Source organism: Janthinobacterium aestuarii (assembly GCF_051380835.1).
In the GTDB taxonomy this organism is placed as follows: domain Bacteria; phylum Pseudomonadota; class Gammaproteobacteria; order Burkholderiales; family Burkholderiaceae_D; genus Janthinobacterium; species Janthinobacterium aestuarii.
Map to the genome: position 1 here is coordinate 967824 of NZ_JBNYXU010000001.1, position 15049 is coordinate 982872.

A 15049-nucleotide genomic window follows, 5' to 3' on the forward strand; every position below is an offset into this window, starting at 1 on the left:
CATGCTGCCAAGCTGCGACGTCGCGCCACCGCCCGCCGGCCTGCGCCTGATCGCCATCGGCGCCTCGGCCGGCGGCGTGGAAGCGCTGGGCATCGTGCTGCGCGCCTTGCCCGCCACCTGCCGCGCGGCCGTCGTGGTGGTGCTGCATCTGGCGCCAGGCCGCTCGAGCCAGTTGCCGCATCTGTACGCGGCGCGCTGCGCGCTGCCCTTGCGCGAAGCGCAGGACAAGGAACCGCTGCAGGCCGGAACCGTGTATTTCGCCCCGCCCGACTACCACCTGCAAGTCGAGCCCGATGGTTGTTTTTCCCTGTCGCAGGAAGCGCCCGTGTATTTTTCGCGCCCGTCGATCGATGTCTTGCTGGAAACGGCCGCGTATGCATACCGGCGCGCCATGCTGGCCATTATCCTGACGGGCGCCTCGGCCGACGGCGCGGCGGGCCTGGCGCGCGTGCGGCAGCTGGGCGGTAGTGCTTGGGTGCAAGACCCGCAGCGGGCCAGTTGTGGCATCATGCCGGCGGCCGCGCTCAAGCTGGCCGGTGCCGACCGCGTGCTCGATTTGCCGCAAATGGCCGCCAGCCTGGCATTGCTCGGCGATGGCGAACACAAGTGAATGGGAGTGGTGTAGTGCGTGTAATATATGTGAGAATTGAAACAATGTTGATGTTCATATCGAAACACGATGGCATCTTGCCGTTGCGATGCCTGAAGATGATTCCGTGACCGCACCTATCCATATCCTCGTCGTTGACGACATCGCGCAAAACCTGGTCGCCGCCGAAGCCGTGCTGGCACGGCCCGGTATTGTCATCCTGAAGGCAAGCTCGGGCGCGCAAGCGCTGGAATTGCTGTTGACACATGAAGTGGCGCTGGCCCTGATCGACGTGCAAATGCCGCACATGGATGGTTTCGAGCTGGCCGAGCTGATACGCGGCAGCGAGCGCACGCGCAGCATTCCCCTGATTTTCCTGACGGCGGCATCGCGCGAACCGAGCTACAGCTTCCGCGGCTACGAGGCGGGCGCCGTCGACTTTCTCTACAAACCCATCGACGTGAAGGCCTTGCAAAGCAAGGTGGCCGTGCTGGTCCAGCTGTACCAGCAGAGACGTGAATTGTCGGCCCAGCTCGACGAGCTCAAGCACGCATTGCACCTGAATGAACTGTTCACGGCCGTGCTGGGTCACGACTTGCGCACGCCCTTGTCGGTGGTGATGAACGGCGCCATGCTGTTGCCGATGATGAGCGACCACCCGAAGGTGATCGTCACGGCGCAGCGCATCGAAAGCAGCGCCAAGCGCATGGGGCGCATGGTCGACCAGTTGCTGGACCTGGCGCGCATCCGCTCGGGCACGATGGAGTTGCGCAGCAGCACGCACGACTACCTGGCGCTGGCGCGCGCCATCGTCGAGGAGTGCGAGACGGCCGGGCAGACCCCGCTGGTCGAGGTCAGCAGCGTGGGTAATCTGCACGGGCAATGCGATGCGGGTTTGCTGTCGCAAGTCATCTCGAATTTGTTAAACAATGCCATCACACATGGCGAGGCGGGTGCGCCCGTGCAACTGGCCCTCGACGGACGCGACGCCGGCAGCATTGAATTGCGCATCGCCAATCGCGGCGTCATCCCGGCCGCCTTGCTGCCGACCCTGTTCGAGCCGTTCCAGCAGGCGGGCGAGAAGCGCAGGACGGCGCAGGGCCTGGGGCTGGGCCTGTACACGGTCAACATGTTCGTCAAGGCCCATGGCGGCACGGTCGAGATCAGTTCGACGGCCGCGCAGGGCACGCTGGCGACCGTGCGCATCCCGCGCCAGTGCCAGGTGCGCGTGCAAGCGGACATGGCGACATGAGCGCGCCAGCCTGGCCGCGCGGCGGCGGCAACATGGGCGAGCTGGTGCGCCAGCGCGACTGGTCCGCCACCAGCCTGGGCCCGCTCGATGGCTGGCCCGCCCATTTGCGCACCAGCGTCGACATCGTGCTCAATTCGCCGATGGCGATGGTGCTGATGTGGGGCCCGCAGCACGTGATGATTTACAACGACGACTACATCCAGATCGCCGGGGCGCGCCATCCGGCGGCGCTGGGCGGCACGGTGCCGGCCGTCTGGCCCGAAATCTGGGACTGGAACGCGCATATCCTCGAAGCGGGACTGCGCGGCGAGACGCAGGTGCACCGCGAATGCTGCCTGCCGCTGTTGCGCGACGGCCAGCGCGCGGATGTCTGTTTCGACCTGTATTACACGCCAGTGCATGGCGCCGACGGCCAGGTCGATGGCGTGCTGTGCACGGCGCTGGAATTGACGGCGCGCATGGAAGAGGGGCGCCAGCTGAAGCTGGCCACGGCCGAACTGGGCGAACTCAACACCATATTGCAGGCCGAGAGCGAGGCCGTGCGCGCGGCCAACCGACGCCTGGGCGAGGAACGCGCGCTGCTGCGCGCCCTGTTCCAGCAGGCGCCCAGCTTCATGGCCATGCTGCGCGGGCCGCGGCACGTGTTCGAGCTGGCGAATGAACATTATCTGCGCCTGGTCGGTCATCGCGATCTGCTGGGCAAGACAGTCGAAGCGGCCTTGCCTGAAGTCAAGGAGCAAGGATTCATCGAACTGCTCGACCAGGTCTACCGCACGGGCGAACCGTACGAGGGACGCCAGGTGAAGGTGGATTTGCAGACGGCGGACGGGCAGACGGGCCAGCGCCAGATCGACTTCGTCTACCAGCCCATCAAGGATGACGAGGGCGCGGTCACGGGCATCCTCGTCGAAGGCATCGACGTCACCGAACGCATGGCAGGCGAGGAGCGCTTGCGCCTGGCCCAGCAGGCGGGCGGCATCGGCACCTTCGAATGGTTCCCCGAGACGGGCGCGATGCTGGTGTCGCCCACCTTCCGCCGCCTGTGGGGCATTGCCGACGAGGAAGAAGTAACGGAGCGCCTGCTGGTAAGCCTGGTCGATGTGCGCGACCACGAGAAGGTCGGGCCGAGCAAGCTGGACGTGGCGCCCAATCCCCTCGAATACGTGGAGTACCGCATCCGCCGTCCTGCCGATGGCGCGCTGCGCTGGATCGCGCGCCAGGGCGAGGTGGTGGCTGGCCGCGTGCCGGGCCAGCGCCGCTATGTGGGCGTGTCGTTCGACGTGACGGAGCGGCGCCAGATCGAGGATGAACTGAACGCCAGCCAGGAGCGCATGGCGGCCATTTTCGGCCAGGCCTCGGTGGGCTTGTCCGAGCTGGGCCTCGACGGCAGTTTCCAGAGGGTCAACGGCGCCCTGTGCCGCATGCTGGGCCGCTCGGCCGAAGAGCTGCTGAGCCTGAACATGAACGACATCATGCACCCGGCGGACGTGCCCGGCAACAGCGTGCTGTTCCAGCACCTGGTGGAAACGGGCGAATCGTTCTCGCTGGAAAAACGCTACCTGAAGCCCGATGGCTCGCAAGTGTGGGTGTCGAGCAATGTCAGCCGCCTGGTCGATGAACAGGGACAGACGCGTTCCTTGATCGCCGTCAAGACGGACATCACGGACCGGCGCCGCGTGGAAAAAGCGCTGCATGAATTGAACGAAACGCTCGAGCACAGGGTCGAACAGGAAGTCAATGAGCGCACGAAGGCGGAAGACGCCTTGCGCCAGGCGCAAAAGATGGAAGCCGTGGGCCAGCTGACGGGGGGCATCGCGCACGATTTCAATAATGTGCTGCAAATCATTTCCGGCAATTTGCATTTGCTGCAGCACCTGGCGGGCACGGATGGCCTCATGCGCCAGCGCCTGGACACGGCGATTGCCGCCGTCGAGCGGGGCGCCAAGCTGTCGTCGCATTTGCTGGCGTTTGCCCGGCGCCAGCCTTTGCAACCGGTGGTGGCCGACCTGGCGCGCGTGGTGCGCAACATGGATGCGTTGCTGCGGCGCGCCCTGGGCGAAGCGATCGACATCGTGCTGGTGGGCGGTGGCGGGTTGTGGAATACCCTGGTCGACCGTGGCCAGATCGAGAACGTCATCCTCAACCTGGCCATCAATGCGCGCGACGCCATGGATGGCGTGGGCAAGCTGACCATCGAGCTGGGCAATGTCGTGCTCGACGAACAGTATGTGCACAACCTGGTCGACGTGCCTGCCGGGCAGTACGTGATGCTGTCCGTGACCGATACGGGCCGTGGCATGAGCGGTTCCGTGCTGCAGCGCGCATTCGAACCGTTCTTCACCACCAAGCCGGAAGGCGCGGGCACGGGCCTGGGCCTGTCGATGGCGTATGGCTTTGTCGCGCAAAGCCGCGGCCATATCCGCATTTACAGTGAACCTGGCGTGGGTACGGGAGTCAAAATCTATTTGCCCCGTTCCCTGATGGCCGAAGCGGACGAGGAGCTGGAATTGAGCTGCGTCGTCACGGGCGGCACGGAAACGGTGCTCGTGGTGGAAGACGACGTGGGCGTGCGCACGACCGTGGTCGACATGCTCGGTGCGCTCGGCTACAAGGTGCTCAAGGCCGAGGATGGCGAAAGCGCGCTGGCCGTGCTGCACAGCGGTGCGCAGATCGACTTGCTGTTTACGGACGTGATCATGCCCGGTCCCGTCAGCAGCACGGAGATGGCGCGCCAGGCGCGCGAGTTGCAGCCCGATATCGCCGTGCTGTTTACGTCGGGCTACGCGCAGGATGTCATCGTGCACGAGGGCAGACTCGACGCGGGAGTTGAATTGCTCAGCAAACCGTACCGGCGCGAAGAACTGGCGCGCAAGCTGCGCCATGTGCTGGCCAACCGCCAGCAGCAAATGCGCGCGCGCCAGTTTGAACGGTCCGGCGCCCCGCTGGCCGACAGCACGTCGGCCAGCGGGTTGGGCGGCACGCCGGGGCTGGACTTGACGGGCCACGCTTTGGCTCCGCAGGGGGACATGCCGACATCGATGAAAATACTCGTGGTGGAAGACAATCTCGATTCGCAGCTGATGGTGTGTGAACTGGTGGGCATGCTGGGCCACACGGTCAGCGGCGTGTCCGATGGCGAGGCGGCGTGGAAACTGCTCAACGAGCAAGACTTCGATATCCTGTTTACGGATGTCAGCCTGCCCGGCATGTCGGGCATCGCGCTGGCGCGCATGGTGCTGCGCGATAAACCGGGCATGCGCATTATCTTTTCCACGGGCTATGGCAAGGAGTCGATGGATGAACTGGGCTTTTCCGCCAGCGTCTTGCGCAAGCCCTATGATTTGCTGGAGTTGCAAGCGGCACTCGACCAACCCTGACGGGCATGCGCCGGCATGGCTTGCCCGTCTCACCCTGCAGAGGCAAATGGATGACTCCTGAACTGACGATGCTGGCCTGTACCCTCGTGCTGGCGCTGGTGCAAATCCTCCTGCCCGCGCTTTTTCGCACGCGCGAAACGGGCACGGCTTATAACGTGAGCGCGCGCGACGGCGACGGGCCGCCCGTGGGCAAGATCACGGGCCGCTTGCGGCGGGCCCAGGCGAACCTGTTCGAAACCCTGCCCCTGTTCGCCGCCGCCGTGCTGATCGCCCACGTGACGGCGCAGGAAAGCGCGCTGACCCTGTACGGCGCCGCCCTGTACCTGGCCGCGCGCGTGCTGTACCTGCCCCTGTACGCGTTTGGCGTGCCCGTCGTGCGCACGCTCGTGTGGTGCGTGTCGATTGCCGGTTTGCTGATGCTGTTCTGGGCCATCCTGTTTGCTTCCTGAATTCCTACGTCAGCGCTGGCGCCCGTCCTATGGCGGTGCGCCAGACCCGGCCGTAAAGTAACTCACCTTGGCGCAGGGGCGCCGGCATGGTGCTTTTACTTTTAGGACGGCAATGATGCATGCTTCGGTGAACAAGTCCGCTTCGGTGAACAAGTCCGGTCGGCACATCCAGCGCCTGCTGCGCTCGGTCTTCGGCGTGGCGCGGCTGCGCACGGGCCAGCAGGAAGTCATCGACAGCGTGCTGGCCGGGCGCGACACCCTGGCCATCATGCCCACCGGCAGCGGCAAGTCCCTGTGCTACCAGTTGCCCGCCGCGCTGTTGCCGGGCGCCACCTTGGTCGTGTCGCCGCTGATTTCGCTGATGAAAGACCAGCTGGAAAAGCTGCACGAACTGGGCATTACGGCCGTGCAGCTCAACAGCAGCCTGTCGCGCGCCGAAGAGGACGACGCCATCGCCCGCATCGCCCAGGGCGGCAGGCTCATCATCTTTTGCACGCCGGAACGCCTGGCGATGCCCGAGTTCCTGTCCTTGCTGGCCAGCGCGCCGCCCAGCCTGGTCGTCATCGATGAAGCCCATTGCATTTCCCAGTGGGGCCACGACTTCCGTCCCGCCTACCTGGAAATCGCGGCCGCCCTGCGCGCGCTGGGCCGTCCGCCCGTGCTGGCGCTGACGGCCACGGCCACCGGGGAAGTGATAGACGATATCGACGCGCAGCTCGAAGCGCGCAAGCTGCAGGTCATCAATACGGGCATCTACCGCGCCAATTTGCGCTACCGCGTGATCCAGGTGACGAATGCCGGAGAGAAACAGGACGAAGTCTTGCGCCTGCTGCGCGAGACAACGGGCGTGGGCATCGTGTATGCGGCCACCGTCAAGGCCGTCGAGGACCTGGCGGCGCGGCTGGCGGAACTGGGCGAGAGCGCCACGTGCTACCACGGCAAGCTGGCGGCGCGCGAGCGCAAGCACAACCAGGATTTGTTCATGAACGGCGAGCGCCGCATCATGGTCGCCACCAACGCGTTCGGCATGGGCATCGACAAGCCCGACACGCGCTTCGTCATCCACTTGCAGGTGCCGGCCAATCTGGAAGCGTACTACCAGGAATCGGGCCGGGCGGGGCGCGACGGCTTGCCCGCCGACTGCACCTTGCTGTACTTCCAGGAAGACAAGCGGGTGCAGCAGTTCTTTCTGGTCAAGCACTATCCCACGGCCGAAGAACTGGCCGCCCTCGTGGCGGCCGCGCAAGAATTGCCGGCCACGTTCGCGTTCGCCGCGCTGGCAGCGCGCTTGCCCGAGTTTTCCGACGGCCACTTGAAGGTGTGCCTGAAATTGTTAAAGGACGGCAAGCTGCTGCGCCAGGACCGCAAGCTCGGCTACCGCTTGACAGCCCTGTCGGACGCCACGCCTGCGTATGCGCAGCTGGCGCAGATCTATGTCGACAAGCAGGAGCGCGACAAGCAGGCGCTCGAGCAGATGGTGGCGTATGCGCAAAGCGGCCTGTGCCGCTGGAAACTGCTGCTCGATTACTTTGGCGATGCCGGCGATTTCGAGCGCTGCTGCACCTGCGACAATTGCCAGTCGCCGCCGGCGCTGGCCGCGCCCATCTCCCTGGATGAGTTGCCAGCGCCTGCTCAAGTACCTGCGCCGGCGCCCCAGATCGCCGTCGGCAGCCGCGTGCGCGTACCGCGCTACCAGATCGGCACCGTGCTGTCGGTGGCGGGCGACCAGGTCACCATTGCCTTTCCGGAAAACACCACGCGTACCTTCATGGCGGAGTTCGTCGTTCCCGCGTGAACCCATGGTGCGCTGCCGAACAGTGATTTGGCGCAAGAGCGCTAGAATCAGCCCATTCCAACGCGCTTTTTTTAACGCAGGGGGCAGGGCATGGCAGACATGGTGGTGGTGCGCAAGGAAGGCTTGTACTGTGTGCCGGGGCAGTTCTACATCGACCCGTGGCGTCCCGTCGAGCGCGCCATCATCACGCATGCGCATGCCGACCATGCGCGTGTCGGGCACCGGCATTACCTGTGCGCCGCGCCCGGCGAGCAAATGCTGCGCGCGCGCTTGGGCGCCGTGTCCATCCAGGGCCTCGCGTATGGCGAGACCATCGAACACCATGGCGTGCAAGTGTCGCTGCATCCGGCCGGCCACGTGCTGGGCTCGGCCCAGGTGCGCATGGAAGTGGGCGGTGAAGTGTGGGTGGCGTCGGGCGACTACAAGCTGCAGCCGGACCCCACGTGCGTACCGTTCGAGCCCGTGCGCTGCGATACCTTTATTACGGAATCGACGTTCGGCCTGCCCATCTACCGCTGGCAGGCGCCGCAGGAAATCAATGATGAAATCAAGCAGTGGTGGCGCAGGAATGCGGCCGAAGGGCGCACCAGCGTGCTGTTCTGCTATGCCTTCGGCAAGGCGCAGCGCATCCTGGCGGGGCTCGACCCTTCCATCGGACCCATCATCTGCCATGGCGCGGCGCAGGCCTTGACGCAGGTCTACCGCGAATCGGGCGTGGCCTTGCCTGCCACCGTCATGGTGAGCGACGTGACAGACAAGGCGGCCCTGAAAACGGCGATGGTGATCGCGCCGCCGTCGGCCGCCGGTTCGCCATGGATGAAGCGCTTCGGCGACTACAGCGATGCGTTCGCCAGCGGCTGGATGCTGCTGCGCGGCGCGCGCCGGCGGCGTGGCGTGGACCGGGGTTTCGTCCTGTCCGACCATGCCGACTGGCCCGGCCTGATGCAAGCGATCACGGCCACGCAGGCCGAACGCATCATCGTCACGCACGGCTCGATTCCCGTCATGGTGCGCTGGCTGCAGCAGAACGGCTGGCAGGCGGGCGGCTTCGAGACGGAGTATGGCGACGACGAGGCCGATGACGGCGTGCCCGGCGTGTCCACGGCAGCGGAGGACGTCACCCATGCGTGACTTTGCCCGGCTGTACGCGGAACTCGACGAGACGACGTCCACCAGCCGCAAGCTGGCGGCGCTGCAAGCGTATTTTCGCGGCGCCTCTCCGGAAAACGCGGCCTGGGCCGTGTATTTCCTGGCCGGCGGCAAGCCGCGCCAGGCCGTGCCCACCAAGTTGCTGCGCGAGTATGCGACCGAGCGGGCTGGCCTTGACGCCTGGCTGTTCGACGAGGCCTATCACGCCGTCGGCGACCTGGCCGAAACCATCGCCCTGATCCTGCCCGCGCCAGCCAAACGCAGCGATATCGGCCTGGCCGAGTGGGTCGAGCAGCGCATCGCGCCGTTGCGCGGCGCGCCGCCCGAGACCATCCGCACCGACTTGCTGGCCTACTGGGACGAGCTGGAAACGCGCGAACGCTTCCTGCTGATCAAACTGATCGGCGGCGGCTTTCGCGTGGGCGTGTCAAAGTTGCTGGTGACGCGCGCGCTGGCCTCCATTGCCGCCGTCGACAGCAAGCTGATCGCCCAGCGCCTGATGGGCTGGACCGATGGCAAGGTCAGCCCCACAGGCGCTGGATTTCTCAAGCTGATCGCGGCGCAGTCGGACGGTGAACATGCGCTGCGCGGCGGCCAGCCGTACCCGTTTTTCCTCGCCCATCCCTTGCAGGCGGAGCCGCAGAACCTCGGCGACATCGGCGACTGGCTGGTCGAATGGAAATACGACGGCATGCGTGCCCAGCTGCTGCGCCGAGAGGGCGTGAACTGGCTGTGGTCGCGTGGCGAGGAATTGATCACGGAGCGTTTTCCCGAACTGGCACAGCTGGCCTTGCCCGAGGGAACCGTGCTCGATGGCGAAATCCTTATCTGGCAGCCGGGCGACGTGCCCGCGCCATTTGCCGATCTGCAACAACGCATGGGCCGCAAGAGCGTGTCGTCCAAGCTGCTGGCCGAGCTGCCGGCCGTGCTCGTGGCCTACGATGTGCTGGAACTCGATGGCGTGGACGTGCGCCAGCTGCCCCAGCTCGAGCGCCGCGCGCTGCTGGAAAGCGTAGTGGCGCAGGTAAATGCTCCCGCGCTGCGTTTGTCGCCGCGCATAGCGGCGGCAAGCTGGGAGGCACTGGCGGCCATCCGCAGCGAATCGCGGGCGCGCGGGGTGGAGGGCATGATGCTCAAGGCCATGTCTGCCGCGTATGGCGTGGGCCGCACGAAAGACGTGGGCACCTGGTGGAAGTGGAAGATTGACCCGTATTCGATCGACGCCGTGCTGATCTACGCCCAGGCGGGCCATGGCCGGCGCGCGTCGCTGTACACGGATTACACGTTTGCCGTGTGGGATGACGTTGAGGAAGGCGAGCGCAAGCTGGTGCCGTTCGCCAAGGCGTATTCGGGCTTGACGGATGCGGAGATCGGGCAAGTCGATGCCGCCATCCGCAAGACGACGATAGAAAAATTCGGCCCCGTGCGCAGCGTCAAGCCCACGATGGTGTTCGAGATCGGCTTCGAAGGCATCGCCGCGTCCAGCCGCCACAAGGCGGGCATCGCCGTGCGCTTTCCCCGCATCCTGCGCCGGCGTGACGACAAGGCCATCGCCGATGCGGACACGCTGGCCACGCTGAAGGCCATGCTGGTCCAGGCCACATGAGCAAAAGCGCGCTGGCGCAGCGTATCGATACGTGGTTTGACGCGCGCGACTGGGCGGTGTTCCCGTTCCAGCGCGCCGTCTGGCGTGCGGCTGCACAGGGCCAGTCCGGTCTGCTGCACGCGAGCACGGGCTCCGGCAAGACGTATGCCGTCTGGTTCGGCGCCTTGCTGCGCGCCGAGCGACTACAACGCAAGGGACGAAAGCAGGGCTTGCGCGTGCTGTGGATCACGCCCATGCGGGCGCTGGCGGCCGACACGGTGCGCGCGCTGCAAGCCTCGGGCGCGGAGCTTGCCCCCGGCTGGCGCATCGAGGCGCGCACGGGCGACACGAGCGCGGCGCAGCGGGCGCGGCAGGCGAAGGCCTGGCCCGAGGTGCTCGTCACGACGCCGGAAAGCCTGTCCCTGATGCTGAGCCAGGCGGATGCCCGCGAACGTTTCAGCCTGCTGGAAACCGTGATCGTCGACGAGTGGCACGAACTGATGGGCAGCAAGCGCGGCGTGCAGGTGCAGCTGGCGCTGGCCCGCTTGCGCCGCTGGCATGGCGCATTGATGACGTGGGGCCTGTCGGCCACTCTGGGTAATTTGCGGCAGGCGCAGGACGTCTTGCTGGGCGCGGAAAACGCCGGCGTGCTGGTCGAAGGCAAAGTCAAGAAGCGCATCCTCGTCGACAGTCTGATTCCCGTCAACCCCACCCGCTTTCCCTGGGGTGGGCACTTGGGCATCCAGATGCTGCAACCGTTGATCGCCGAGATCGAGGGCAGCGCCACCACCCTGGTGTTTACGAATACGCGTTCGCAGGCCGAGCTGTGGTACCAGCACCTGCTCGATGCGCGGCCCGACTGGGCGGGCTTGATCGCCCTGCACCACGGTTCGCTGGACCGCGAAGTGCGCGAGTGGGTCGAGCAGCACCTGAAAACGGGCGAGCTGAAAGCCGTCGTGTGCACGTCCAGCCTGGACCTGGGCGTTGATTTCCTGCCCGTCGAGCGCGTGCTGCAGGTGGGCAGCGCGAAAGGCATCGCGCGCCTGGTGCAGAGGGCCGGGCGCAGCGGTCACGCGCCGGGGCGCATTTCGCGCGTCACCCTGGTACCCACCAACAGCCTGGAATTGCTGGAAGCGGCCGCTGCCCGCACTGCCCTGGCGCAAGGCCACCTGGAAGCGCGGCCCGTGCCGGACAAGCCGCTCGACGTGCTGGTGCAGCACCTGGTGACGATCGCGCTGGGCGGCGGTTTTACGTCGCCGGACTTGTACGCGGAAGTGCGCGCGGCCTGGTCCTACCGCCACCTGACCCTGGACGAGTGGCAATGGGCGCTCGATTTCGTCGCGCGCGGGGGGCAAAGCCTGACCGTGTATCCGGAATACCGGAGAGTGCTGCCGGACGAGGAAGGCGTGTACCGCGTGCCGGACGTGGCCCTGGCGCGGCGCCACCGCATGAGCATCGGCACCATCGTGTCGGAGGCGGCGATCCAGGTCAAGTTCCTCGGTGGCGGCCGCATCGGCAGTATCGAGGAATCGTTCATCGCGCGCCTGAAGCAGGGCGACCATTTTCTGTTCGGCGGGCGCATCCTGGAATTCGTGCGCGTGCACGAAATGACGGCCTACGTGCGGCGCGCAACCGGCAGTCGCGGCGCCGTGCCGCGCTGGCAGGGCGGCAAGATGCCGCTGTCGTCGGAACTCGCGCATGCCGTGCTGGACCAGTTGCAACTGGCGCAGGAGGGCAAGGCCAGCGGCCCGGAAATGCGCGCGCTGGCGCCGCTGCTGGCCATCCAGCAGGCATGGTCGAGCCTGCCTACGCGCGCGACCTTGCTGCTGGAAACCTTGTCCAGCCGCGAAGGCCACCACCTGTTCGTGTATCCGTTTGCGGGACGCTCCGTGCACCTGGGCCTGGCGTCCTTGCTGGCCTACCGCATCGCGCGCGTGCAGCCGGCGACCTTGTCGATCTCCGTCAACGATTACGGCTTTGAATTGCTGGGCGCGGACGACATCGATTTTGCGCCGCTGTTGTCGGGTGCCAGCGGCGCCGATCTTGCCCTGTTCAGCACCGACAACTTGCTCGAGGACGTGCTGGCCAGCCTGAATGCGACGGAATTGTCGCAGCGGCGCTTCCGCGAAATCGCCCGCATCGCCGGCCTCGTGTTCCAGGGCTATCCGGGCCAGCCGAAAAGCGCGCGCCAGTTGCAGGCCTCGTCCTCGCTGTTTTTTGAAGTGTTCCGCAAGCACGATGCGGCCAATCTGCTGCTCACGCAGGCGCAGCGCGAAGTGCTGGAACAGGAACTGGAATTGACGCGCCTGCGCGCCACCTTGCGCGAGCTGCATGGACGGCGCATTTCCCTGCAAGCGCTGGAACGGGCATCGCCATTTGCCTTCGGCCTGATGGTCGAGCGCTTCCGCGAACAGCTGACGACGGAAAAGCTGTCGGACCGGGTGGCGCGCCTGGTCAGCGCGCTGGAAAAGGCGGCCGCATGAGTGGCCCGCAGGCACACTGCGTGGTGGAGCTGGATGGCGAGATCGTCTGGCTGCTGGCGCACAAGGCCATCTATTGGCCGGCGCGCAGGATGCTGGTCATCGCCGACATCCATTTCGGCAAGGCGGCCGCGTTTCGCGCGCTGGGCGTGCCCGTGCCGCGCGGCACCACGACGCACAACCTGCTGGCGCTCGACGCCTTGCTGGCCAGTTACGCTTGCGAGGAAATCGTCTTTCTTGGCGACTTCCTGCACGCGCGCGCCGCGCATGCGCCCGCTACCGTGGCGGCCATGCTGGCCTGGCGCGCGCGCCATCGGGACTTGCGCCTGACGGTAGTGCGCGGCAACCACGATGCGCATGCGGGCGACCCGGCCGCCACGCTGGCGATACGCATGGTCGATGAACCGCACCAGGTGGGCAGGCTGTCGTTCTGCCATCATCCGGATACCGTGGCGCCCGGCTATGTGCTGGCCGGCCACGTGCATCCCGTGTTCCACTTGCGCACTGGTAGGGGCGGCTTGCGCTTGCCGTGTTTCCTGCTGGGCCGGCAACGCGCCATCTTGCCCTCGTTTGGTGCTTTCACGGGCGGCCATGCGGTGCGCCCGGGTGCTGGCGAGCGCGTCTACGTGACGGCAGACGCGGCGATTTTTCCGCTACCGGCTAACTGCTGAGTGTTTGGTACTTTTGGTGGAAAACTGAAAGTAACTACGCCACCGTAGGCGGGACTCATCCTACATGCACTCTTGCCATCCTCCTATTTCCTGTACCCCATGTGCGCACTAAGATGACGGTTCCCTTGCCATGCGAGGGGGAAGAATTGCATGGTTTGCACTGTTTCCGATTCCATCGATCAAGGAGATTATCATGGCCACATCGAGCGACAATAAACAGCAAGGTAGTAAAACCAGTAGTGGCAGCAGCGGTGGCAACAAGCAAAGCGATACCAGCAAACGGGGTTTCGCTTCCATGGATCCCGCCCAGCAGCGTGAAATCGCCAGCGAAGGCGGACGTGCCGCGCATGAAAAGGGCACGGCGCATGAGTTCACGTCGGAAGAGGCACGCCGTGCAGGCAGCCAAAGCCACAAGAATGATGGCAACCGGCAAAGCGCCTCCAGCTCCAGCGGCTCGCGCGACAATGCCAGCATGAACCAGGATGGCGGCCGCGACAGTGGCAACAAGCAAAGCGGCGGTTCCGGTTCCAGCTCGGGGTCGCGCAACAAGTAGTGCCTGGTAAGCAGTAGAAAGTAGCAATGGGCCCTGGCCAGCGGAAGACAGGCGCGCCGCTGACCAGGGCCGCGCTTATTTGGCTACCGCTGGCTAGCGCAAAAATTTTGATGTATCGCAGCAGGCATGGACTATGATGAAATAGCTGCGCCGGCCATGGCCCACGCACAGTCAACGTAGTGAACGCAGTCAATCCGCACTCACGCACTCACGATCAGGGAGAAGATGATGGGTAACTCCACTACGCCGCAGCCCGGCAATAAGCAGGGTGGCACGCCGGCCACGGCGGGCAGCAAGCAAAGCACGGCCGATTCGGCCGAGAACTTTGTGCTGGTCGATAGCGAGCAAGGCCTCGATATCGGCGACGATCTGTTTTCCATCGGCGAAGTGCGGCGCGCGGACCGCTTGCCCCATCACCAGGCCGGCTCCGCCGGGCAGAGCCGGCAGAGCGCCGACGATGCGCCCGATACCACGGGCAGCACGGGCGTCTGATCTTCCAACCTTCGCTTAACCTTCGGACCATCCCCGCTGTGCCAGCTGCAAGACGTGTTCGCGCACGTCGGCTGGCCAGTTCTGCACGCACGCGAGGAACGCCGGCTGCTTGCCGGCGAACAGGGCGCGGCTCGCTTCCTCAAAGCCGGGCGCGTCGCCGGCCAGCGCATTCATGACTTTATAGGCCGCTTCGCGCGCCTGGCGCTGTTCGTCGTGCGCCTTGTTGCCGCGCTGTGCGTGTTCCACCAGTTTGCGCAAGGCCACGGAAGCGCCGCCCGGCTGCGTTGCCAGCCATTCCCAGTGACGGGGCAGCAAAGTGATTTCGCGCGCCACCACCCCCAGTTTCGGCCGTCCCGCCGTGCGCGCGGGAGTGTCTTCCTGCGGCGCCGGCGTGGCCGCGCGTGGCAGGCGCTGCAGCACATCGGCCAGACTGCCATGCAGGTGCAGGTCGACCTGGCTGCCGCTGGCGTCGTCGAAAATCAGGATCTGCGCGTCGGGTTCGCGCGTCACCAGTTCTTTCAATGATTGCGCGACCGCGTGCAAGGGGCCGGCGGCCACTTTGCGTTTGCCGGCGAAGGCGGTGAGCTGAGCTGCTGCAGGGGGATTGGTATGCATGTCTTGCCTCCATGGGGAATGCAGGCAATTTTACCCGGGTTA

12 protein-coding genes are annotated in these 15049 nt (G+C 65.7%); 11 read left to right on the forward strand and 1 reads right to left on the reverse strand.

Features of this window, described 5'->3' with window-relative positions; all coding sequences use genetic code 11:
- The first annotated feature begins 1 nt into the window (after position 1).
- The 11 genes from ACQ4WO_RS04360 (at position 2) to ACQ4WO_RS04410 (ending at position 14392) form a co-directional block, all read left to right on the forward strand.
- On the forward strand, positions 2 to 610 hold the full coding sequence (locus ACQ4WO_RS04360; RefSeq protein WP_436480368.1) for a chemotaxis protein CheB: 609 nt from the start codon (positions 2 to 4) through the stop codon (positions 608 to 610).
- A gap of 106 nt (positions 611 to 716) precedes the next feature.
- Complete coding sequence (locus tag ACQ4WO_RS04365) at positions 717 to 1841, forward strand: hybrid sensor histidine kinase/response regulator (RefSeq protein ID WP_436480369.1); 1125 nt, start codon at positions 717 to 719, stop codon at positions 1839 to 1841.
- The gene (locus tag ACQ4WO_RS04370; protein WP_436480370.1) at positions 1838 to 5218 is read left to right on the forward strand and encodes a hybrid sensor histidine kinase/response regulator; all 3381 of its coding nucleotides are present in this window, start codon (positions 1838 to 1840) and stop codon (positions 5216 to 5218) included. Before ACQ4WO_RS04365 ends, ACQ4WO_RS04370 begins: the two co-directional genes overlap by 4 nt.
- A gap of 50 nt (positions 5219 to 5268) precedes the next feature.
- Entirely contained in the window at positions 5269 to 5667 is a 399-nt protein-coding gene (locus ACQ4WO_RS04375) for an MAPEG family protein (RefSeq protein ID WP_034750597.1), read from the forward strand.
- A gap of 112 nt (positions 5668 to 5779) precedes the next feature.
- Positions 5780 to 7462, forward strand: a complete 1683-nt coding sequence (locus ACQ4WO_RS04380) for a RecQ family ATP-dependent DNA helicase (RefSeq protein ID WP_436480371.1) — start codon at positions 5780 to 5782, stop codon at positions 7460 to 7462.
- 90 nt (positions 7463 to 7552) lie between these two features.
- Positions 7553 to 8593, forward strand: coding sequence for a ligase-associated DNA damage response exonuclease (locus ACQ4WO_RS04385; RefSeq protein WP_436480372.1), 1041 nt, complete (start codon positions 7553 to 7555; stop codon positions 8591 to 8593).
- Positions 8586 to 10217 (forward strand): ATP-dependent DNA ligase, encoded by a 1632-nt coding sequence (locus ACQ4WO_RS04390; RefSeq protein WP_436480373.1) that lies wholly within the window; start codon positions 8586 to 8588, stop codon positions 10215 to 10217. Before ACQ4WO_RS04385 ends, ACQ4WO_RS04390 begins: the two co-directional genes overlap by 8 nt.
- The gene (locus ACQ4WO_RS04395) at positions 10214 to 12679 is read left to right on the forward strand and encodes a ligase-associated DNA damage response DEXH box helicase (RefSeq protein WP_436480374.1); all 2466 of its coding nucleotides are present in this window, start codon (positions 10214 to 10216) and stop codon (positions 12677 to 12679) included. The genes ACQ4WO_RS04390 and ACQ4WO_RS04395 overlap by 4 nt, the downstream gene beginning before the upstream one ends.
- The gene (gene pdeM / locus ACQ4WO_RS04400) at positions 12676 to 13347 is read left to right on the forward strand and encodes a ligase-associated DNA damage response endonuclease PdeM (protein ID WP_436480375.1); all 672 of its coding nucleotides are present in this window, start codon (positions 12676 to 12678) and stop codon (positions 13345 to 13347) included. Before ACQ4WO_RS04395 ends, pdeM begins: the two co-directional genes overlap by 4 nt.
- Before the next feature lie 193 nt (positions 13348 to 13540).
- Complete coding sequence (locus ACQ4WO_RS04405) at positions 13541 to 13900, forward strand: KGG domain-containing protein (RefSeq protein ID WP_436480376.1); 360 nt, start codon at positions 13541 to 13543, stop codon at positions 13898 to 13900.
- A gap of 228 nt (positions 13901 to 14128) precedes the next feature.
- Positions 14129 to 14392, forward strand: coding sequence for a hypothetical protein (locus ACQ4WO_RS04410; RefSeq protein WP_436480377.1), 264 nt, complete (start codon positions 14129 to 14131; stop codon positions 14390 to 14392).
- Between the two features lie 15 nt (positions 14393 to 14407).
- Here the strand turns inward: ACQ4WO_RS04410 and ACQ4WO_RS04415 are convergent, their stop codons facing one another.
- Entirely contained in the window at positions 14408 to 15007 is a 600-nt protein-coding gene (locus tag ACQ4WO_RS04415; RefSeq protein ID WP_436480378.1) for a DUF2239 family protein, read from the reverse strand.
- Positions 15008 to 15049 lie beyond the last annotated feature (42 nt).